The organism is Streptomyces sp. NPDC055966 (assembly GCF_042269865.1).
In the GTDB taxonomy this organism is placed as follows: domain Bacteria; phylum Actinomycetota; class Actinomycetes; order Streptomycetales; family Streptomycetaceae; genus Streptomyces.
Genome location: NZ_JBHJYK010000001.1, coordinates 250,477 through 272,414 on the forward strand (window position 1 = coordinate 250,477; position 21,938 = coordinate 272,414).

Genomic DNA, 21,938 nt, shown 5'->3' on the forward strand with positions numbered 1-21,938 from the left:
CCGGTCAGCCCGCCGCGGCCAGGATCGACTGCGTCACCCGCTCCAGGGACCCGGGGTGCAGCCACAGGAACAGATTCGGCTCCACCAGCTCCAGCTCCATCAGCCGGGGCGCGCCGTCCTCCCCGTCCACGAGGTCCACGCGGGCGTACAGCAGCTCGGGCCCGCCGGGCACGGCCGCCAACGCCCGCTCGGCGACGGCGACTTCGGCCTCGGTCGGCTGCCAGCGCTCCAGGTCCGGGTGGGCCACCTTGGCGGCGTCGTACGGCGTGCCCGGCGCGAGGACGGCCCCCTTGCGGCTGGCGTGCAGCAGCCGGCCGCCGAAGAACTGGAGCGCGCGCTCGCCGCTGACGTCGATGCCGCGCACGTACGGCTGCACCATCGCCGTGAACCCCTCGGCGTGCATCCGGGCGAGCTGGCGCCGGGCCGCGTCGTGCTCGGCGGGCGCGTACCGGGCGGCGAACCGCGCCCCCGCGCCGGACGTGGGCTTGATCACGTACTCGTGCCCGGTGGGCAGCGGAGCCGCCTCGCCCGGCGCGATGTAGGAGGTGGGCACGGTCGGCACCCCGGCCGCCGCCAGCGCCCCCAGATACCGCTTGTCCATGCTCCACCGCACCACGGACGCCGGATTGGCGAGCCTCGTGCGCGCCGCGACCCGCTCCACCCACTCCTCGAACTCGGCGGCCCGCCAGCTGTAGTCCCAGGTGGACCGGATGACGACGAGGTCGTACCCGCCCCAGTCGGCCTTCTCGTCGTCCCAGTACCGCGCCTCGGCCTCGGCCCCGCCGTCCTGGAGCGCCCGCACCAGCACCGGCAGATCGGCGTCCCGGTGCGCCAGGGCGCCGGGGTCGTAGGTGGCGAGGGCGATGCGGGGCACGGCGGGACTCCTTGTCGTACGACGGTTCGACAAGGGTGAGGCTAACAACCCGCGTGCCGACCGTTACGGTCTACGACAGTGCCGAGACAGTTCCGGCGGTCGACAGTGCCGACAGTAAGGAGTGCGCCGCGTGTCCTCCCTCTTTCCCGCTCTGGCGGACGGTCCGCGTGACCGGGTCGCCCTGCGGTTCGGTGAGCGGTCCCTGACGTACGGCGAGCTGGCGGCGGCCGCGGGCGCGCTCGCCGGGCGGCTGCGCGGGGCCCGCCGGGTCGCCGTGTGGGCCACCCCGGAGCTGGAGACCGCCGTCGCCGTGACGGGGGTGCTGCTGGCCGGGGCGGCCGCCGTACCGCTGAACCCGAAGTCGGGCGAGAAGGAGCTCGGGCACATCGTCTCCGACAGTGCGCCCACGCTCGTCCTCACCGCACCCGGCGCCCAACTGCCCGCCGTGCTGGGCGACTTGGCACGACTGGACGTGGACGCGTCCGCCACCGGGCCCGCCGCCCCCGCCGCCGAGGTCTCCGACACGGACCCGGCACTGATCGTCTACACCTCCGGCACCACCGGCCCGCCCAAGGGCGCCGTCCTGCCCCGCCGGGCCCTCGCCACGACCCTCGACGCCCTCGCCGACGCCTGGCAGTGGACGGCCGACGACGTGCTCGTGCACGGGCTGCCCCTCTTCCATGTGCACGGGCTCGTGCTCGGCATCCTGGGCCCGCTGCGGCGCGGCGGCAGCGTCCGGCACCTGGGCCGGTTCAGCACCGAGGGCGTCGCGCGCGAGCTGACCTGCGGCGCGACCATGCTGTTCGGCGTGCCGACGATGTACCACCGCATCGCCGAGGCCCTGCCGGACGACCCGGAGCTGGCCAAGGCCCTCGGCCGGGCCCGGCTGCTGGTGTCCGGCTCGGCCGCGCTGCCGGTGCACGACCACGAGCGGATCGCGGCGGCGACCGGGCGCCGGGTCGTCGAGCGCTACGGCATGACCGAGACCCTCATGAACACCAGCGTCCGCGCCGACGGCGAGGCCCGGCCCGGGACCGTCGGCGTGCCGCTGCCGGGCGTGGAGCTGCGGCTGGTGGAGGAGGACGGCACGGAGATCGCCGGGTACGACGGGGAGAGCGTCGGCGAGATCCAGGTGCGCGGGGCGAACCTGTTCACCGAGTACCTGAACCGTCCCGACGCCACGGCCGCCGCCTTCACCGCCGACGGCTGGTTCCGCACCGGCGACATGGCCGTGCGCGAGCACGACGGGTACGTCCGCATCGTCGGGCGCAAGGCCACCGACCTGATCAAGAGCGGCGGCTACAAGATCGGGGCGGGCGAGATCGAGAACGCGCTGCTGGAGCACCCCGGGGTGCGCGAGGCCGCCGTCACCGGCGAGCCGGACGCGGACCTGGGCGAGCGGATCGTGGCCTGGGTCGTCCCGGCGGACCCGCAGTCGCCGCCCACCGCCGAGGAGTTGGCGGACCATGTGGCCCGCCGTCTGGCCCCCCACAAGCGCCCCCGCGTCGTCCACCACCTCGCCGCCCTGCCCCGCAACGACATGGGCAAGATCATGAAGCGTGCGCTGGTGGCCGATGCCTGAGCGGCGCTCGGCGCGGGAGTTCCTGGCCCTGGTCACGGACCCCGGCAGCTTCGGTGAACTCCCCGCCCCGCAACGGGAGTCGCAGCCCGACGGGCCGCTGCGCTGGCAGGGCTACGACGCCTCGCGCGCCCGCGCCACCGGCCGCACCGGCGAGGAGGAGTCCGTCGTCTGCGGCACCGCCCGCGTCGACGGCACCCCGGCCGTGCTGATCGCCTTCGAGTTCGGCTTCCTCGGCGGCTCGCTCGGCGAACGCACCGGGGACCGGCTGGAGGCGGCCTACAACCACGCCCGTGCCCACCGGCTGCCGGTCGTGCCGCTGGTCGCGACCGGGGGCAGCCGGATGCAGGAGGGCATGCTCGCCCTCACCCAACTCCAGCGCGTGGCCCGGCAGTCGGCCCTCACCCGTGCGGCGGGCCTGCCGCAGATCGCGGTGTTGCGGGACCCCACGACCGGCGGCGGCTGGGCCACCCTCGGCGCGGGCGCCGACGTCACCCTGGCCCTGCCCGCCGTACAGGTGGGCTTCGCCGGCTCACGCGTCCGGCCGGCGGACGCCGACCCGGCCGCCTACACGGCGGAGTCGCAGCTGGCGACGGGCGCGGTGGACGCGGTCGTACCGGCGCGGGAGCTGAAGGAGACGCTGGGGCTGTGGCTGCGCCTGCTCTCCCCCACGGCCCCGGCTCCGGCCCCCGTCGCCGAGGCGCCCCTGCCCCCGGCCCTGGGACGGACGGACCTCCCCCGCACCGGCTGGGACGCGGTCCGACGCGCCCGCTCCCCCGAACGCCCGCGCGCCCAGGCCTACTTGGACGCCTGCTTCACCCACCGGCTCGGCATCAGCGGGGACCGGTGCGGCGGCACGGACCCCGAGGGCATGCTGTGCGGGTTCGGCGAGCGGGACGGCCGCACCGTGGCCTACGCGGCACAGACCGGGACGGCGACCCGGCCCGCCGGGTACCGCACCGCCGCCCGGCTGATCCGGCTCGCGGACCGGCTGGGGATCCCCGTGCTGACCCTGGTGGACACCCCGGGCGCCGCGAACGACGCGGAGGCCGAACGGCAGGGGGCCGGCCCGGCCATCGCCGAGGTGTTCGCCGCGGTGGCGGCCGCCCGCGTCCCCGTCACCACCCTGGTGATCGGCGAGGGCGGCTCCGGCGGCGCCCTCGCCCTGGCCGCCCCCGGCAACACCTGGGCCACCCCGGACAGCTACTTCTCGGTGATCGCCCCGGAACTCGCGGCCGCCATCCTCAAACGCCCCGCGGACGAGACCGAGGCGACCGCCGGACACCTGCGCATCCGGCCGCAGGACCTGGTGGAGCTGGGGGTGATCCGGGGGATCGTGACCCGCCGCCGGCCGTAGCACCGCCCGGATGATCTCCTGCGTGACCGACCCGCCCCGGTCGTCCTTGGCGGACGCGCGCAGCGAGACCGACGTCGCCGTGCGCGGCACGGCCGGCGTGCCGCGCCAGGCGGCGTCCTTGCCGGTCAGCGACACGGTGTGCCACGTCGTGCCGTCCTGGGCGGCCTGGGCGGTGAGGCCCGCGTCCCAGGCCGCCCCTGTGCCGATCCGGGCGTTGCTCGCGGCCATGTCGGCCTCGACCCGCCCGTCGAGCCAGACCTTGGCGACGCCGTCGCCGCGGGTGGACGACCGTCAGAAGGTGCGCCCCTCGGCCGCCTCGACCGCGGCCCCGCCGAGACTGGGCAGGGCGCGCTCGGTCACGGCACCCGCCGGGGTCGCGGCCCGCGCGCCCCGGCCGTAGGTCACGATCAGCGGAGTCGCGCCGGACCCGGCGTCGGCCAGTCCCTGCCGGATCAGCCCGCTCACGTCGAACAGCCGCCGGTCCAGCGTCCCGGCCCGCAGATACGGCAGCGCCTCGTCCGGTACGACGCTGATCGCACCGCCGCTCTCCTGTGTCCGCACGGCCCCGGTGGCGCCCTCGGGCCGCCGCACGGTGACCGTCATCCTGCCGTGCCCGAGATCGGTGACGGTCACCTTGTCGCCGGTGACGAGGGTGACGGTGGTCGCCGCGGTGGGGCTGCCACTGCCCGGTGGGCGCGGGGCGGGGTGCGCCGCCGCGGCCGCCGGGCCGACCGGGATCAGGGCGCTCACCAGCCCCGCCGCCAGCAGTGCCGCCCCGCGTCTGACTGGTCCTCCGGTCATCCACGCCTCTTCTCGTATGGGTCGAGTGCGTCGGGTGCGTCGAGTACTGCGAAAGAGTGTCCGGCGGGTCGTGCGACCGCGGTGCCGGGCGGAGGTGGCGGGTTGGCACAGCGGGTTCCCGCCAACCTCGGCCGACGCCCCGCCGCTCGCCTGGGAAAACGGGACTTGTGAAGCACCGTCCGTAACATAGGAGTTGGTCAGCGTCACCAACGAGTACGAACGGGGAGCGAGCGTCGCCATGGACGGGTTGATGGAGTTCAGGACCGAGGACGGCGCGCTCGTGCTGGCGGAGGACGTCAGCACCCGGTCGGGCGCCCGCCTCGTCTCGCGCGGCGACGGCCCGGCGCAGGCGGCGCGCACGTTCGAGGGCGCGCTGGAGGGGGTCCGGGCGGCGGCCGTGTCCGCGCTGCGGGTCTTCCGGGACGGCAGCCTGCGCCCCGACGAGGTGGAGATCGAGTTCGGCGTGAAGCTGTCCGCGGAGGCCGGCGCGGTCATCGCGAAGGGCTCGACGGAGGGTCACCTGGTCGTCAAGCTCAGCTGGTCGGCGGGCCCGGGTGTGCCGGAGCAGGGCCCCGTGCAGCCGGCCGGCCCGGGACACGGCGCACCGGGGCAGACCGTGCCCGGACAGACCCTGCCGGGGCAGACCGTGCCGGGGCAGGGCCGGGCGGGGCAGGACGCCGCGGGGCCGGAGTCCGCCGACCGGTGAGAAGCAGTGCCGCCTGGCATGCCCGGATCCGCTGCGGCGACGGGGTGGGGGCCGGCTTCCTGGTCACCGGCCGCCGGGTGCTGACCTGTGCCCACGTCGTCAGGCGGAGCGGGCGGGCGTCGGTGTCCGTGTCCTTCCCGCACGCCCGGGAGCTGGGCGAGGTGTCCGCGTCGGTCGTCGCCCACGGCGGCTGGGCCGGTGAGGTCACCGACCCCGGCGACGTCGCCGTACTCGAACTGGACCGTGACATACCGCTCGCCCCGGCCGGCTTCGCCCCGCCCGACGCCGCGTACACCGAGCCGTACCCCAAGCTGATCGCCTACGGCTTCCCCGAGGGCTACGACGAGGGCACGCTCGCCGAATACCAGGCCGTCTCGGGCCAGTTGATCGCCGACGAGTGGCTGGAACTGGTCGCGTGGAGCGGGCACGGGCAGCCGCTCGTGGCCGGATTCAGCGGGTCCGCGGCGACGCTGCCGGACGGCAGGGTGGTCGGCATGGTCTCCGCCGCCTCGGGCACGGCCGAGGTGCGCAAGGGCCGCATGCTGCCGCTGGACGTCATGGCCCGGTACTGGCCCGAACTGGGCGAGCTGGTGCCCACCCCCGGCCACGCGGACGAGGCCCGCCGGCGGCTGTACGCCCTGCTGCGGCGGGCGGCGGGCGACCCGGTGTGCGATCCGAACCGGCTGTACGTGGACGCGGTGGGCGCCTTCGGACCGCCCCTGCCGACGGGCGGTTTCGCCTCCCTGGGGGCGGCCGCCGCGTATGTGCAGTGGGAGGTACCGGACCCGCAGGCGGTGAGCCGCCTCGCCGACCGGCTCCAGGAACTGCTGGGCGGCGGCGTGGCACGGCCCCCGGAGCCCGCTCCCCCACGCCCCTCCTCCGCCCCTTCCCCCTGGTCGCCGGTCGTCGTCGAGATCGATCACAGCGGCGCCGGTCCCGACCAGGTGACCGTCGAGGTGTCCGCGTACCGCGACGGACGGCGCCGGCCGGTGGGTGCGGGCCGGCTGCCGCGGACCGCCGTACGGGCCTATGTGCAGAGCCGTATCGACGAGGCCGTCGCGCACCTCGCCCCGGACGCCGACGAACTGGTGACGTTCGTCCTGTCGCGCGAGTGGCTCAACGAGGCGGTGGCGCACTGGGAGTGCAGCGCCGAGGACAGCACGCCGCTCGGCTGCGCCTATCCCCTCGTGGTGACCGACCGCGCCCGTCACCACAGTGGCAGGCTGCGCCACCAGCTGCGCAAGAAGTGGCAGAAGCTGGACGCGGGGCACGGATCCGAGGTGCACCGGGTCGAGTGCGGCACCCGGGAGCGGCCGCCGAGCCTGCGCAAGCGGCTGTGGGACGGCGACGCCGGACTGGCGGCCTTCGCCACCTCGCCCACGGAGGCGCGCCAGCACTTCGAGGTCGGTCTCACGGTCCCCGTCCCGGTCCTCCTGTGGCCCCGAACCGGCTGCCCCGGCGGCGCGCAGGGGGGTCCGGCCTGCGCCGGTGGTGCGCAAGGGGATCCGGCCTGCCCCGGCGGTGCGCACGACGCGCACGCCTGCCCGGGCAGCGAATTCCTCGACCGGCTCTCCGCCTCGCTCGCCGAGGTCCCGCCCGCCGAACTCCCGCGCCACATCCTGTCGTTGCGGCTGACCGCGGACGCCGACGACGACCCGGACCGGCACTGGGCGAGAGACCTCCAGCTGCTCTGGGACGATCCGCGCTGCTTCCCCGAGGCCACCGCGAGCCTGCACTCCCCCGTCGGCTGACCGACCGCCCGTACGCCCCCCCCACGGAGAAGAAGAGCCCATGCCCCTGTGGCCCGTCTACACCGGTACGAACGAGCCGCACGACGGCATCACGAAGCTGCCCCCGCCGCCGCCCTGGCGGGCCTTCGACGGCCGGCCGGTGCTCGACGCCCCGGACACGGCCGCCGACGCCTCGGCCGTCTCCCCGGACCGCATGCACCGCGCCGAGACCTACCAGGCCACGGAGCAGACGGTCCAGTTGGTCAACGCGGCCCTGTACCTGCGCCGTCCGCTGCTGGTCACCGGCCCGCCGGGCACCGGCAAGTCCTCGCTCGTGTACGCGGTCGCCCGCGAGCTGCGGCTCGGCCCGGTGCTGCGCTGGAACATCACGAGCCGCAGCACGCTGCACGACGGCCTCTACCAGTACGACCCGCTCTCCCGGCTGTACGCGGCCCGGCAGGCGGCCGCCCGGCCGGACGAGGCGGACCGGGCGCACCGGGCGGCAGGCCCGGCCGACGGGACGGACGGCACGGACGGCACGGACGACGGGTCGGGCATCGAGCACCATCTGCGCCTCGGCCCGCTGGGCACCGCCCTGCTGCCGTACGCCCGCCCCCGCGCCCTGCTCATCGACGAGATCGACAAGAGCGACCTCGACCTGCCCAACGACCTGCTGAACGTGCTGGAAGAGGGCCAGTACGAGATCCCCGAGCTGGTGCGCGCCGCCCGGCTCGCCCCGGGCGGCACCGCCGAGGTGATGGCCGACGGCACCGACGAGCGGGTCCCGGTGGCGCGCGGCCGGGTCCGCTGCCGGGCGTTCCCCTTCGTCGTCCTCACCAGCAACGGCGAGCGCGAGTTCCCGCCCGCCTTCCTGCGCCGCTGTGTCACGCTGCATCTGCGGCAGCCGGACGACCGGCACCTCGCCGAGATCGTCCGGGCCCACCTGGGCGAGCCCGACGCGTACGCGCAGGGCCTGATCGACCGCTTCCTGTCCCGGGCGGGCGCCGGCGACCTGGCCACCGACCAGCTGCTCAACGCGATCTACCTGGCCCGCTCCGCCGACCTGGACGCCGGGTCCCTGGAGCAGCTGGCCGAACAGCTGATGCCGTACCTCGGGCAGAGCGCGCGGCCCGATGTCTTCTGAGCACCCCGGCTCCCCGGATCCCCTGGCCCGCCTCGCCGACGTCCTCGCCGGGACGGCCCACGGGGTCCGTCCGACGGCGCTCGAACTGGCCGAACTGCTGTGGCTGGCCCGGCACATGCGGCCCGTCGCCCCCGCGACCGACCGCGAGCCCGGCCCCGCCACCGCCACCGAACCCGAATCCGAGGTCACCGGCCGCGAAGCCGCCCCGCCCGCGCCCCCGGAGCGGCAGGCACCGCCCCCGGCCCGACCCGCGGCCCAGCCGCCGCCCGCCCGCGTCCCCCTGCACCTGCCCTCCCCGCACGCCGCCACGGCGGCGGACCGGCGGCACACCACGCTCCTGGCCCCGGCACCCCCGATGCTGCGCCACCCGCTCGCGCTGCAACGCGCGCTGCGCCCGCTGGGCCGCCGCGTCGACGCGCCCGTGGGCCACGAGCTGGCGGAGCGGGCGACCGCCGACCGCATCGCCCGACTGGGCGCCGACCCCGAGTGGTGGCTGCCGGTGCTGCGCCCCGCGCGGGAGCGCTGGCTGCGGCTGAACCTGGTGTACGACGCCGGTCCCACCATGCCGGTCTGGCGCCCCCTGATCCACGAACTGCACACGGTCCTCGCCCAGTCGGGCCTCTTCCGCACGGTCGCCCTGTACCGCGCCGCCGCCGACGGCACCGTACGCGGCTCAGGCCCGCACGCCCCCGCCGACGGCCGCAGCGTCACCCTCCTGATCAGCGACTGCATGGGCCCGCAGTGGCGGGAGGGGCCCGCCGGCACCCTCTGGTACGCCACGCTGCACCGGTGGGCGCGCCGGACGCCCCTGGCCGTCGTACAGCCGCTCCCGGAACACCTGTGGCGGGACACGGCCCTGCCCACCACGCCCGGCCGTCTGTCGGCCCCGTACCCGGCGGCACCCACGGCGACGCTGACGTTCACCTCGTACGAGCGGCCGGAGTCCGCCGGGGCCGAGGGGTTCGACGGGTCCGCCGGGACCGACCGGGCCGTGCCGCTGCCCGTGCTGGAGCCGGAGCCGCGGTGGCTGGGGCACTGGGCGGGGCTGCTCACGGCGCCGGGCGGGGTGGAATTCCCCGCCGCGGTCGCGGAGTTGGGCCGTCCGCTGGCGGCGGACGCCGAGGAGCGGACCGACGTCGGCCTGCTGTCCGCCGAGGAGCTGGTCCTGCGGTTTCGCGCGACGGCCTCCCCCGAGGCGTTCCGGCTGGCCGGCCATCTCGCGGTGGGGCGCCCCGATCTGCCGGTCATGCGGCTGGTGCAGGCCGCCGTCGAACCGGATCCGCGGCCCCGGCACCTGGCGGAGGTCGTCCTCAGCGGCATGCTCACCACGGTGCCGGGCGGCGCGCCCGGCAGCTACGCCTTCCGGGAGGGGGTGCGCGAGCTGCTCCTGCTCGGCCTGCCGCGCACCGCCCGCAAGCAGACCGTCGAACTCCTCGACCGGATCGGCGAGTTCATCGACCGCCGGGCGGGCCGGGCACCGGGCGAGTTCCCGGCGTCGGTCCCGTCCGCGCGCGGGGCGGGGACGGCCGTGGAGGGGGATCCGTTCGCCACGGTCAGCGAGGACAGCGTGCGACGGCTCGGCACGGACCGCGCCGCGCGGGGTGTCCCGGCCGAAGCCGAACCCCCGCTCCCCGCCGACGCCGCATCCCCCGTCCCCACCGAGGCCGGACCGGCTGTCCCCGCCGAGGCCGGACCCGGCGTCGACCGCCCCGGGATCCTCTTCGTCGCCGACGCCCTCGCCGGCCGCCCCGAAGCGCGCATCACCCTCGAAGCCACGGTGCACGACATCCTCGCGCGCGGCTCACTCACCCCGCGCCAGTACGAGGTGCGGGTCCGCCCGGACGGCTACCTCGTGCGCGTCGAGCCCGGTGCCTTCCTCCTGCCCGTCCTGGTCGCCGTGCTGCGTGAACTGCCGCACGCCCAGCGGCGGCTGACGGATCCGCCCCGCCTGTGGGTGACGTTCGGCGAGCCGCCCGTCCGGCCGCCGGAGGTGCCCGCGTACGCCATGGTCGTCGTACCTCCCGCGCTGTACGACGACTTCACCGGCAGCTCCGCCGCCCGCGGCACCCTGCGTTTCCTGCCGCTCTACGCCGACGACGCCCCGGACGCCTCCTCGGTCGCCTGGTACTGCGCCCTCGGACCGTCGAGCGGGCCGCCCGCGTCCGACGAACGCGACCTCGTGCAGGGCCCCTTCATCACCCGTGACCTGCGCGAGCTGGGCATTCCCGCCCCCGGCCGCACGGCGATCGTCCACACCCGGTCCGACGGCCCGCTCCGGGTGCTCGACCCGATCGAGCCGCGCGGCACGCGTCCACCGCGTCCACAGACGTACTACTCGGTCGACCTCACCCCGCACCATGCGCGGGACACCATGTCCCTGCCCAGCTCCGGCAAGGGCACCTTCACCGCCACGGTGGAGCTGTCCTGGCGCGTCGACGATCCGGTCGCCTTCGTCCGCGGCGAGACCCTGCGCGTCCGCCGGCCGCTGCTGGACCATCTGCGCGGCGCGGCGGCGCGCATCACCGGGCGGCATCCACTGCGTCGTGCGAACGCGGCCCAGCGGGAGGTGAACGCCCAGGTGGGCGGCTGGCCGGTGGCGGGGCTGGCGGTGTCGTACACCGTGCGCCTGGTCCCGGAGGGCGCACCCGCGCCGGTGGCGGAACCGTCGGTTCCGGCGCGGGGCCGGCTGGCGGCCCTCCTCGCCCGCGCCGAGAACGTGCTGATCGGCTTCGACGGCCCCCTCGCCCGGCTGTTCTCCGCGCGGACGGCACGTGAGGCCGTGCTCGACCTGCTGTCCGTGGTGGCCGAGCACCGTGACCCGCGGGACGCACTGGCGGGCCGGGCGCCGGCCGCCGCGGGCGAGACCGGCCGGGAGGCGTTCGTGCATCCGCTGGATCTGCTGCGTGCCTTCGCCCACGACCGGCTCGGCCCCGAGCTGCGGGCGCGCCTCGACGCCCTCGAACTGCGGGCCGTTCCCGACGCGCCCGCGACTCACCGGTCCCGCGCGCTCGTCCGCGCCCTGCACGGGTCCGGACGCCGGGTCAGCGTGGTGACGGACGTGGGCACGCAGGCCGTCCACCGCTGTCTGACGCCCGCCCGCCTGCCCCTCGCGGGCGTCCACGGCCGCCGCGACGACCTCGGCCTGCTGATGCCCGACCCCGACTGCCTGCTGCGCGCCCTGAGCGCCCCCGGCGCGTCGGCCCGTACCGGCGTCCTGATCGGCTCGTCGGTCGCCGAACTCACCGCCGCCCAGCAGCTCGGCCTCCCCTTCGTCGGGTACGCCCCCACCGCCACCGGGCGGCGGCACCTGCGCGAGGGAGGCAGCGAGATCACCCTCTCGTCCCTGGAACCCCTGCTGGAGGCCGCCCGCGCCCTGTGATCCGGCCGCCACCCCGGATTTCCGGCAGACACGCCGGAGCGGCCGGGAAATACCCCCGTTCAGCGGCACCCCGCCCGGCCGCCCCCAGCAGGCGCCCGCTCCCGCCCCCGCGCAGGATGCAGTGTGTGAGGCCCGCCATCCGGCCGGGCGCACCAACGCCCGCGCACCGGGAGGATCGTCGTGACCGTCAGTCTGGAGCAGTTGCGCCGCTGCCACTTCGCCGTCGACCTGGGCGCCGCCCGCACCCGGATCTATGTGAAGGGGGCCGGTCTCGTCGTGGACCAGCCCTCCGCCGCGGCCGTGAACACCCGCACCGGCGCGCTCATAGCCGTCGGGGAGTTCGCGGAGCAGATGACGGGACGGACGCCGGACTACATCCGGGTCGTCCGGCCGATCGCCGGGGGCACGGTGGTGGACATCGACATGGCCCAGCGCATGCTGCGCCAGCTCCTCGGCGACAAGACGCGCCGCGCCCTGCGCCGTAACCTGCGGCTGCGCGCGGCGGCCTGCACCCCGCACGACGCGGATCCGCTGGCCCAGCGGGCGACCACCGAGACGCTGGTCGGGCTGGGCGCGCGCAAGGTCGAGCTGGTGGACACGCTCATCGCCGCCGCCATCGGCTGCGGGCTGCCCGTCGAGCGCCCCGAGGCCACCATGATCATGGTGTGCGGGGCGGCGGCCACCCAGGTGGCCGTCCTCTCGCTCGGCTCCATCGTGACCGCCGAGCGGGTCCCGGTGGGCGGCGAGGCGGTGGACCACGCGATCGTGCAACACCTGCGGCACGAACACGAGCTGATACTTCCCAGCCAGTCGGTACGTCCACTGCAACTGGCCCTGTCCGGCAACGGGTTGACCGCGCAGGGCCCCGCACAGACCGAGATCCACGGGCGGGACGTGGCCACCGGGCTGGCCCGCAGCGTCCGGGTCGACACCGCCGCCGTACGGGACGCGATCCAGACCCCGCTCACCGGTGTCCTGGACGGCATCGGCAAGGTGCTGCGCGCCTGCCCGCCCGACCTGGTGGCCGACCTCGCCGACCGCGGGATCATGATGGTCGGCGGCTCGGCGCTGCTGCCGGGCTTCGACGAGATGCTGCGCGAGGCCACCGGGATGCCGGTGCACATCGCCGAACGGCCCGACATCTGCGCGGCCCAGGGGCTCGGCGAGATGCTGGAGGGCCGGATCGAGCCGCTGGTCCTGAACCCACTGGCCGCCTGAGCCACGAGGCCCGCGGCCCGGTGGACCACCTCATTCCGGACCGGACCGCCGACCGCCGCCGACCGCCGTGCACCGCACCATGACGACAGCCACCGGTCACCGGTCACGGGTCCCGGCCAGCAGCAGCACCGCGAGCACCCCCACCCCCGCCAGCAGGTACCCGGCCCCGGTGAGGCCGCCCAGCGTGCCCAGCACCGCGACGCCCAGGGCGGATCCGGCCTGCCGGATGCCGTTCAGCGCGCCCTGGCTCGTCGCCGCGTACTCCGCCGGCGCCGCGACGGCCACCGCGGCGGCGGCACCCGGGATGGACAGCGTGCCGGCCGCGGCGAGCGCCAGCTCGGCGGCGACGATCAGCGCCAGCGGCGGATGGTGACCGGCGGCGCATGCCAGCAGCGCGCCGGCGACGGCCGTGGCGGACATGCCGGTCAGCAGCACGGGACGGGGGCCGTAGCGGGCCACGAGCCGCCCGGTGAAGAACGGCATCACGCACACCGGGAACGCCATGGGCAGCGCGGCCAGTCCGGCCCGCAGCGGGGTCAGGTCGTAGGTGCGCTGGAGCCACACCGCGAGCAGGTACATGCCTCCGAAGTAGGCGAAGCAGGACACCGCAGCGGCGACCATCGCGGCCCGCACCCGCGGCAGCGCGAGCAGCGCGGGCGGCAGCACCGGGGCGGCGGCCCGGCGCTCCACGACGGCGAGGGCGCCGAAGCAGGCGAGCGCGGCGGCGAGCGGCAGCAGGGCGCGCGGCGCGCCCCAGCCCTCGATCCCGGCCTCGACCAGCCCGAAGGTGAGCAGCCCGAGCCCGGCGGTGGACAGCAGCAGACCCGGCCGGTCCAGGGCGCGGGCGGCCCCGACCGGCGGCGCGGGCAGCCGGCGGGCGAGGAGCAGCGCGGCGAGGGCGAGGGGCGGGTTGACAAGGAACACCAGCCGCCAGCCGCCGAGTTCGACCAGGCCGCCGCCGAGCACGGGGCCGGCCGCGGCGCCGAGTCCGCTGAGCGCGGCCCAGGCGCCGATGGCGCGGGTACGGCGGCCGGGGTCGGGATACAGGTGGATGAGCAGCGCGAGGGAGGCGGGCACCAGCCCGGCCCCCGCGGCGCCGAGCAGCGCGCGCCCGGCGATCAGGCCGGCCGCCCCGGGGGCGAGCGCGCACGCCACGGACAGCGCGGCGAACAGCCCGAGGGCCGCGGCGTAGACCCGCCGGGCGCCCCAGCGGTCGGCGAAGACCCCGCCGGCCAGCAGCAGCCCGGCGAAGACGACGGTGTAGGCGTCCACGGTCCACGGCAGTGCGGCGGCGCCCGGCCGCAGCGAGGCCTGGATGTCGGGTACGGCGACGTTGAGGATCGAGGTGTCCAGCAGGACGAGCAGATTCCCGGTGGCGATCCCGGCGAAGGCGAGCCGGGCGGCGCGGCGGGGAGCATGGCCGGCCGGGCCGGAAGGAGCGGCCGGGCCGGAAGAGGTGGCTGGTCTGGACACGGGTTCGGCTGTGGTCATGGGGGCAGCGTGTCGCCGGGCGGACCGATCCCGTGACACCGCAAGTCCGATGGCCCCATCGGAGAGTCCGATGGCAACACCCTGGGGCGCGGGGCCGTGTGCGCCCCACGGCTACCCTTCCCCCGTGGACTCCCGCTACCTCCGCGCCTTCGTCGCCGTCGTCGAGCACGGCGGCATCTCCGCCGCCGCCCAGGCCCTGGGCTACGCCCAGTCGAGCGTGAGTGCCCAACTCAAGCGACTGGAAGCCGACTTGGGCGTGAGCGTACTGGTACGGGCGGGCACAGGGGCGGTGCTCACCGAGGCGGGCGGCCGGCTGCTGCCGTACGCGCGCGAGGCGCTGGAGCTGGAGGAGCGGATGCGCCGGGCGGCCCGCGGCGACCGGCCCCGGCTCAGGATCGGCACACAGGAGTCGCTGGCCCACGCGTGGCTGCCCGAGGTGCTGGCCGCGCTGGAGTACGGCGCGGGCGGCCCGGACGCCGGTCCGGACGCCGGCGCGGACGTCGCCCTGACCGTGGCGTCCCGCGGCGCGCTGGAACGGGCCTTCGGGGCGGGCGAGTTGGACCTCGTCTTCCAGTACGACAACGGCATCCGCTCGGTCCGCCCGCACACGGTCGTGGGGCACGACCGCACGTTCCTGGTGGCGGCGCCGGGTCATCCGCTGGCCCGGCAGGAGACGGTGACGCCGGAGCAGCTGCTGCCCCACGAGTTCCTGGTGGCCGAACCCGGCTGCACCTCGGAGATGCTGGTGGACCGCTTCGGCGCCGACCTGCTGGCGGGCGCTCAGCAGACCCTGCTCCAGGGCTCGATCGCGGCTCTGCTGCGCCTTCTCGGCCATGGGCACGGCATCACCCTGCTGCCCGAGCTGACGGTCGCCCGGGAGCTGCGGGAGGGCGAACTGGTCGCGCTGCCGCTGACCGAGCCGCTGCGGCCGGTCAGCATCATCGCCCAGTGGCATCCTCGGCTGGGCGCGGCCGAGCGCACCGTGCACACCCTGCTCGACCTGGCCCGCCGCGCGGACCCCCTGCCCGAGGTGACCCGGATCGGCCCGCGCGTCCTGAGCGGACGCCGGCGCCCGGGTGTCAGTACGGCAGGATCCGCCCGGACGGGGTCCTGCGGTCGATCTCCTGCTCGCGGCGCGGGGCGGCAGGACGCCGGCTGACACGTACCCGGATACGACCGTCCATGACGCCTCCTCGGTCCGTACGACTCGGCAGTGGATGCCGGTAGGAGGTGCGTGCCCATGACACCGTCGCTTCAAGCCTGAACCGGCCAACTCGTCGCCCGGCCGGGAGTGCCGCTCCAGTCCTTCCCGACCGGTGTTCGAGCGGAGCGGGCAGGGCGGGCAGCGGGGCGGCCGGTCCGCTACCGCCTCAGGTACCGGCCGAGGACCGGGTCGAGCCGGGCCAGCCACTCGCCGAGCCGCGCCGATCTGCGGGCGTTCAGCTCGCAGTCGTACACGCCACCGTCCCACAGCCGTACGGCCACGGTGAGATGGTGGCCGCGCCAGGTGCGCCAGGCACCGGCGATCTCCGCCCAGGCGAAGTCCGCTGCCGCGCCCCCGACTTCGAGGACGATCCCGGTGGCGTTCACCACGACGCGGGAGTCCCCGTCGGTCAGCTCGGCCACCGGCGCGGCGTACGCGACCGGCGGCCCGAACCCGTAGGCGACCTGCGGCGGGGCCGCGGCGGTCACGGCAGGAGGGGTGGGGGCCACGGCGGGCAGGGCGGGGTACGGCGCCGGGTAGGGCGGCGCCGCCGGGGGCGGGGTGAGCCGCGGGGGTGTGGCGGGCGCCGGGGGCGCGAGGGGCGGCGGGCCGTACGCGGGGGTGTACGCCGGTGCCGGTGTCCCGTCCGTCAGCCGGTCCAGCAGTTCGGTGGGGGTCGGGCGGTCCCCGGGGTCCTTCGCCAGGCAGCCCGCCACCAGACCGGCGAGTCCGGCGGGTACGGTGGCCAGGTCCGGCGGCTCGTGGACGGAGCGGTACATCAGCCCCATCGGCGTGCCCTCGCCCCAGGCGCTGCCGCCCGCCGCGGCGACCAGGACGGCGCCCAGCGCGAACACGTCGGCCGCGCCGGTCACATCGTGGCCCAGGGCCTGTTCGGGGGCGAGGAAACCGGGGGTGCCGAAGGCGGTGCCGGTGGCGGTGAGGCGGGTGGACTCGACGGCGCGGGCGATGCCGAAGTCGAGGACGCGCGGGCCGTCGACGGCCATGACGATATTGCCGGGCTTGAGGTCGCGGTGGACCAGACCGCAGGAGTGGATGGACTCCAGCGCCTCGGCGAGCGCGGCGGCCAGGGCCCGCAGCCGGGGCTCGTCCAGCGCGCCCTCGGCCGCGAGTTGGGCCGCGAGGGTCGGTCCGGGGATGTAGGCCGTGGCCAGCCACAGCGGGTCGCCGTCGACGTCCGCGTCCACGACCGGCGCCGTGTGGAATCCGCCCACCGCGCGAGCCGCCTCGACCTCGCTGCGGAACCGCTCGCGGAAGACTGCGTCGGCCGCCAGCTCGGCCTTGGCGACCTTCACCGCGACGGCCCGCCCGCCGCGCGTCCGGGCGAGATACACGGTGCCCATGCCGCCCTCGCCGAGCCGGCGTTCGACGCGGTACCCCCCTATACGTTCCATGCGCACAGTATGGCCGTGGGGCACTGCCGGCTCCGCGTGCCCCCGGCGCCGCCATTGACAACCCGAATCCGCGAAGGTTGTCATGAACACATGCTGCGATGCGCGAACACCACGGGTGCCACCCCCACGGCACGAAGTGGCCGACTGCCGTGCGCATGCGGCCACTGACCGGACGCCACGAGCTTCTCGCCACCGCCCGGGCCGAGTTGACGGCCCGTCCCGGAGTGCTCTTCCACGGTCCCGCCGGAATCGGCAAGACCACGCTCGTGGCCGCCCTCATGAACTCCCTGGCCGTGCAGGCCCCGGCGGCCGGCACGGTGCTGCACTGCGCGCCCGCCCGGGAGGACGCCCCGCTGCCGTTCGTCGGACTCGTCGACCTGTTCGCACGGGTGCCGGACAGCCGCCTGGACGCCCTGCCGCCCGAGCCGCGCGCGGCCCTGCGGGCAGCTCTGCTGCGCGGCCGGGAACCGGCCGGCGACCAGGGGCGGCTCGCGGTGCGCGTCGCCGTCCTGGAGGTGCTGCGCGCCCTGGCCGCCGCCGGTCCCGTGCTGCTGGTCGTCGACGGCCTCCAGTGGCTGGACCCGCTCAGCGCCGAGGTGCTCGCCTTCGCCGTGCGCCGTGCGGGCGACCTCGGCCTGCGGATGGTGGCCGCGGAACGGGTCGCGGAGGGCGAGCAGCCCGAACGGCCGCACTGCTGCCCGCCGGGCACCGCCGAACTCGCCGTACCACCGCTGACGGACGGCGAGACGGACCGCCTCCTGCGCGCCGCCCTCGGCACCGGCCTGCCTCCGGCGCTGCTGCGGGTGGTCCGGGACACCGCCGCCGGAAATCCCTCGTACGCCCTGGAGTTGGGGCGGGCCGCCCTGCACGACGGGGCGTCCGCCGGCTCCGCCGGGACACTGCCCGTACCCCGGCGGCTGCGCGCCCTGGTGCTGGACCAGGCGCGCACCCTGCCCGAGGCGGTGCGGCACGCCCTCCTCGTCGCGAGCGCCGCCGCGGCCCCCAGCCTCACCGTGCTGCGGGCCGCCGGGTTCCCCGACCCGGCCGCGGACCTCGCGGCGGCCGAACAGCTCGGTGTCGCGGCGGCCGGCGCCGACGGCACCGTACGTTTCCGCCATCCGCTGATCCGCGCCGCCCTCTACGCCGACGCCCCGGAGTACCGCCGCCGGCAGGCGCACGCCCTGCTGGCCCGTGCGGTCACCGAGCCCCTGGAACAGGCCCGGCACCTCGCGCACGCCCGCCCGTACGAGGACGAGGCCGTCGCTCGGACCCTGTTGGCCGCGGCCGCGCAGGCACGCCGCCGCGGCGCGCCCGACGCCGCCTGCGAACTGGCCGGGCTCGCCGCCCGCCGCACCCCCGCCGACCGGCCCGCCGACCGCGCCGACCGACTGCTGACCGCGGCCGAGTACGCGTGCGACGCCGGGGACCCGGCGGCCGCGGGGCAGTCGGCCAGGGCCGTCCTCGCCGAGTCGGGCTCCGCCCGCCGGCGGGTGCGGGCCCGGCTGATCCTGCTGCGGGGCGCCGGGCAGGCGCTCGACGGCACCCGCGACCTGATCGAGGACGGCCTGCGGGACGCCGCCGGCGACCCGCGGGCCGAGGCGTGGCTGCACCACTGGGCGGCCGTACGCGGCCTGCTGTGCGGGGAGTTGGCCGAGGCGGCCCGGCACGCGCGGCGGGCCGCCGGGCTGGCGGACCGGGCCGGGGACACGGAGACCCGGATCGGGGCGCTCGCCACGCTCGCCCGGGTGCGGTCCCTGGCCGGGGAGGCGGGCGCCGCCGACGCCGCGCTCCAGGAGGCGCTCACCCTGGTCGGCACCGCCGGCGGCGGCCCGGAGCGCCGGCGGCTGATCCGGATGCGGGCGATCCTCGCCCTGGACTCCGACCGGGTGGCCGAGGCCCGGGAGGAGGTCTCCGGACTCCTCACGGTCGTCGACGAGTCCGCCGGGGCGGAGGAGGTGCTGGCGACCCTGGTGGCGCTGGCCCGTATCCAGGTGCGCGCCGGGGAGTGCCGGGAGGCGCTGCGCACCGCCGACCGCTGCGCGCGCGCCGTGGCCGAGGCGGGCGTCCCGGTGGCCCCGGCGCTGTACGCGGCGGCCCTCGCGGCGAGCGCGGGCGGCACCGCCGAGGAGGCCCGGCACCTCGCCGAGCAGGCGGTCCGCGCCTCGGAGGCCGACGGCGACCGGCTGTTCCTGCTGCGCGCGCTGGCGGTGCTCGGGCAGGCGGAGCTGCTCGGCGGCAGCCCGCGCGGGGCGGCGGCCGCGGTCGAGGCGCTGCAACAGGTCAGGCGGCTCGGCGAGTCGATGTGCGCCGCGGACCCGCCGTTGCTGCACTGGTACGGCGATCTGGCCGAGGCGCTGGTCGTCCTGGGGGAGACGGAGGCGGCCGGGACGGTGCTCGGCGAGGCTCGCGCGCGGGTGCCCGGCGACGCGCCCGGCAGCGTACTGGCGGCGCTGGAGCGGGCCGAGGGGCTGCGGGAGGCGGGCCTCGGCCGGGCGCGGGAGGGGGCGCTGCGGCTGCGCACGGCCGTGGACCGGCTGCGCCGGCTGGACCTGCCCGTGGACATGGTGCGCACGCTGATCGCGCTCGGCGCGGTCGAGCGCCGCGCGCGCCGCCGGAACGCGGCGCGCCTGGCGCTCGGCGAGGCGCTGCGGATCGCGACGCGGATCGGCGCCGCCCCGCTGGCGGCACGGGCCGGGGACGAGCTGGCGCGCCTGGAGGCCGCGGACCGCGGCGGCGAGGCGGGGCCGGGCGGGCCCGAACTCACGCCCACGGAGGCCCGGATCGCCGAACTGGTCGGCAACGGCGCCACCAACCGGGAGGTGGCGGCGGAGCTGTTCATCAGCGTCAAGACGGTGGAGGGGGCCCTGTCGCGGGTCTACCGCAAGTTCGGGGTCCGCTCGCGCACCGCGCTCGCCCATGCGATGGCGGTCGCGGTCATCGCCTCCGGCGCGTCCGTCGATCCGGGCGACGACGGCGGGCCGGGGCACATGGTGACGGTGAGTCAGCCCGTTCGCGCGCGCCCCTCCCGGGTGCTCGCCACCCGCCGTTCACACGACATCGACAGTTAACACATCAAGCAAGGGTTCCCCCGCTTATGGGGGTGGGGCCCGTGTTCCTACGGTGAAGCCGTTCCGCTTCCGGGACAACACCCCCACTCTCCGGAGGACCTCAGTGAAGTCACGCCTGAAACTGCTCGGCCTGGTCGCCGCGCCGGCCCTGCTCGCCGCGGCCGTCCCCGCGGCCTACGCCGCCGGCACCGCGCAGCCCCACGCGGCGCGGGCCGCCGTCACCGGAGACGTCCTCAAGGGCCTCGACCGGCACGCGACCCGGACCGGCGACGTGGCGGCGGGAAAGCGGATATCGGTGGCCATCAGCCTGACCCCCAGAGGCGGCAAGGCCCTCGACACCTTCGTCGCCCGGGTCAGCGACCCCCACTCCGCCTCGTACGGCCACTATCTGACGAAGGGTCAGTTCGCGGCCCGCTTCGGCCGGACCGACGCCGAGGTGGAACAGCTCAGGCACTACCTGCGGTCGCAGGGGGTCACCGTCGGCACGGTCCACTCGGGCAACCTGCTGGTCGACGCGAGCGGCACCGCCGCCCAGTTGGAGAAGGCCTTCGGCACCAAGCTGTCGACCTGGAAGGACGCCACGTCCGGCCGCTCGTTCTACGCCAACGACACCGCGCCGACGCTGCCGTCCTCGATCGCCTCGATCGTCAGCGACGTGGCCGGCCTCAACAACCGCCTCCAGCTGCACCGTCAGGCGCCCTCCACCGTGCGGCCGCACAACGGCCCGGGCGGCGGCTACACCCCGGCCCAGCTCAAGGGCGGCTACAACGTCTCCGGCACGTACACCGGCAGCGGGCAGAAGATCGCTCTGCTGGAGTTCGACGGCTTCCAGCAGTCCAACATCACCGCCTACGACAACAACTACGGCCTGGGTTCGCCGGCCCCGACCGTGCAGAAGGTGGACGGCGGCTCCGGCGCGCTCGGTGACGGGCAGGTCGAGGTCGAGCTGGACATCGAGGTCCTGCACGCCATCGCCCCCAAGGCGAACGTCACCGTCTTCGAGGGCCCCAACTCCGACGCCGGCGAGGTCGACACCTACCAGGCCATCGTCGACAGCGGCATCCCGACCACCTCGATCAGCTGGGGCGCCGCCGAGAGCGCCCGCACCACCTCCGGCATCAACGCGGTGGACGCCGTCTTCAAGGCGGGCGCCGCCCAGGGGCTCGGCTTCTACGCGGCCTCCGGCGACAGCGGCTCCGACGACGCGGGCGACGGCGGCACCTCCGTCGACTACCCGGCCAGCGACCCGTACGTCACCGGTGTCGGCGGCACCAAGCTGACCGTCACCTCGTCCAACGCCTTCAGCAAGGAGGTGGCCTGGTCCGGCGGCGGTGGCGGCAAGTCCTCCGTCTTCAAGATCCCGAGCTGGCAGACGGCCGTCCAGAAGAGCGCCGGCGGCGGCTACCGCCAGGTGCCGGACGTCTCGGCCCACGCCAACCCCAGCCCCGGCGTCTCGATCTACTCACAGGGCTCCTGGTCCTCGGTGGGCGGCACCAGCGCCGCCGCGCCGGAGTGGGCGGCGTTCGCGGCCCTCTACAACCAGCGGGCCGCGGCGGCCGGCAAGGCCAACCTCGGCTTCGCCGACCCGGCGCTGTACTCGGCGAGCGGCACCGGCTTCCACGACATCACCAGCGGCAGCAACGGCGCCTACTCCGCGGCCACCGGCTGGGACTTCACCACCGGCTGGGGCTCGTACAACGCCGCCACGCTGGCGAGCAAGCTGCTCGGCTGACGCCGTCGGCCGACCCTCATGAACGAGACGCGGACCGGGAGCACTCCCGGTCCGCGTTGCTGTTCACCTGACGTCACCACAGGCCACATCGTTTCTGCACCGGTGACGCGCGGTGGGGCGGGTGGGACTCGAACCCACGGCCGACGGATTATGAGTCCGCTGCTCTAACCGGCTGAGCTACCGCCCCATAGCGGCGTGTCGCGTACACGTGTGCGCGCCGTCTGCCGCAGCATAGCCGCTCAT

General features: G+C 76.1%; 14 protein-coding genes and 1 tRNA gene. 10 read left to right on the forward strand and 5 right to left on the reverse strand.

Annotation, left to right across the window (positions count from 1 at the left end; all coding sequences use genetic code 11):
• Positions 1-4 precede the first annotated feature (4 nt).
• Positions 5-874 carry a hypothetical protein gene (locus ACFC8N_RS01205; protein ID WP_356031358.1) on the reverse strand — a complete coding sequence of 290 codons (870 nt, stop codon included), beginning with the start codon at positions 872-874 and terminating at the stop codon, positions 5-7.
• A gap of 130 nt (positions 875-1,004) precedes the next feature.
• On the opposite strand from ACFC8N_RS01205, the gene ACFC8N_RS01210 reads away from it, so the two are divergent.
• The gene (locus tag ACFC8N_RS01210) at positions 1,005-2,456 is read left to right on the forward strand and encodes an acyl-CoA synthetase (RefSeq protein ID WP_376285248.1); all 1,452 of its coding nucleotides are present in this window, start codon (positions 1,005-1,007) and stop codon (positions 2,454-2,456) included.
• On the forward strand, positions 2,449-3,810 hold the full coding sequence (locus ACFC8N_RS01215) for a carboxyl transferase domain-containing protein (RefSeq protein ID WP_376285250.1): 1,362 nt from the start codon (positions 2,449-2,451) through the stop codon (positions 3,808-3,810). Before ACFC8N_RS01210 ends, ACFC8N_RS01215 begins: the two co-directional genes overlap by 8 nt.
• A 291-nt stretch (positions 3,811-4,101) precedes the next feature.
• On the opposite strand, the gene ACFC8N_RS01220 is transcribed toward ACFC8N_RS01215, so the two are convergent.
• Positions 4,102-4,611: a hypothetical protein gene (locus tag ACFC8N_RS01220; protein WP_376285253.1), complete on the reverse strand. Its 510-nt coding sequence runs from the start codon at positions 4,609-4,611 to the stop codon at positions 4,102-4,104.
• Between the two features lie 250 nt (positions 4,612-4,861).
• On the opposite strand from ACFC8N_RS01220, the gene ACFC8N_RS01225 reads away from it, so the two are divergent.
• The 5 genes from ACFC8N_RS01225 to ACFC8N_RS01245 all read left to right on the forward strand — a co-directional run bounded on the left by ACFC8N_RS01225 (position 4,862) and on the right by ACFC8N_RS01245 (position 12,788).
• Positions 4,862-5,317 carry a CU044_2847 family protein gene (locus ACFC8N_RS01225; protein WP_376285256.1) on the forward strand — a complete coding sequence of 152 codons (456 nt, stop codon included), beginning with the start codon at positions 4,862-4,864 and terminating at the stop codon, positions 5,315-5,317.
• Positions 5,314-7,068: a trypsin-like peptidase domain-containing protein gene (locus tag ACFC8N_RS01230; RefSeq protein WP_376285259.1), complete on the forward strand. Its 1,755-nt coding sequence runs from the start codon at positions 5,314-5,316 to the stop codon at positions 7,066-7,068. The genes ACFC8N_RS01225 and ACFC8N_RS01230 overlap by 4 nt, the downstream gene beginning before the upstream one ends.
• A gap of 40 nt (positions 7,069-7,108) precedes the next feature.
• Positions 7,109-8,191 (forward strand): AAA family ATPase, encoded by a 1,083-nt coding sequence (locus tag ACFC8N_RS01235; RefSeq protein ID WP_376285262.1) that lies wholly within the window; start codon positions 7,109-7,111, stop codon positions 8,189-8,191.
• Positions 8,181-11,570: an SAV_2336 N-terminal domain-related protein gene (locus ACFC8N_RS01240; RefSeq protein ID WP_376285265.1), complete on the forward strand. Its 3,390-nt coding sequence runs from the start codon at positions 8,181-8,183 to the stop codon at positions 11,568-11,570. Before ACFC8N_RS01235 ends, ACFC8N_RS01240 begins: the two co-directional genes overlap by 11 nt.
• A gap of 180 nt (positions 11,571-11,750) precedes the next feature.
• Complete coding sequence (locus tag ACFC8N_RS01245) at positions 11,751-12,788, forward strand: rod shape-determining protein (protein WP_356031373.1); 1,038 nt, start codon at positions 11,751-11,753, stop codon at positions 12,786-12,788.
• A gap of 96 nt (positions 12,789-12,884) precedes the next feature.
• Here the strand turns inward: ACFC8N_RS01245 and ACFC8N_RS01250 are convergent, their stop codons facing one another.
• Positions 12,885-14,279 (reverse strand): MFS transporter, encoded by a 1,395-nt coding sequence (locus ACFC8N_RS01250; RefSeq protein WP_376285268.1) that lies wholly within the window; start codon positions 14,277-14,279, stop codon positions 12,885-12,887.
• Between the two features lie 124 nt (positions 14,280-14,403).
• Between ACFC8N_RS01250 and ACFC8N_RS01255 the strand changes: the two genes are divergently transcribed.
• Positions 14,404-15,438, forward strand: a complete 1,035-nt coding sequence (locus ACFC8N_RS01255; protein WP_356031378.1) for a LysR family transcriptional regulator — start codon at positions 14,404-14,406, stop codon at positions 15,436-15,438.
• Between the two features lie 203 nt (positions 15,439-15,641).
• Here ACFC8N_RS01255 and ACFC8N_RS01260 read toward each other — a convergent pair whose 3' ends face one another.
• Entirely contained in the window at positions 15,642-16,895 is a 1,254-nt protein-coding gene (locus ACFC8N_RS01260; protein WP_376285271.1) for a serine/threonine-protein kinase, read from the reverse strand.
• 155 nt (positions 16,896-17,050) lie between these two features.
• On the opposite strand from ACFC8N_RS01260, the gene ACFC8N_RS01265 reads away from it, so the two are divergent.
• Both ACFC8N_RS01265 and ACFC8N_RS01270 read left to right on the forward strand, forming a co-directional pair.
• Positions 17,051-19,963 (forward strand): AAA family ATPase, encoded by a 2,913-nt coding sequence (locus ACFC8N_RS01265; protein ID WP_376285274.1) that lies wholly within the window; start codon positions 17,051-17,053, stop codon positions 19,961-19,963.
• A 103-nt stretch (positions 19,964-20,066) separates the two neighbouring features.
• Positions 20,067-21,695 (forward strand): S53 family peptidase, encoded by a 1,629-nt coding sequence (locus tag ACFC8N_RS01270; protein WP_356031385.1) that lies wholly within the window; start codon positions 20,067-20,069, stop codon positions 21,693-21,695.
• A gap of 113 nt (positions 21,696-21,808) precedes the next feature.
• Here the strand turns inward: ACFC8N_RS01270 and ACFC8N_RS01275 are convergent.
• Positions 21,809-21,882 (reverse strand) — tRNA-Ile (locus ACFC8N_RS01275).
• Positions 21,883-21,938 lie beyond the last annotated feature (56 nt).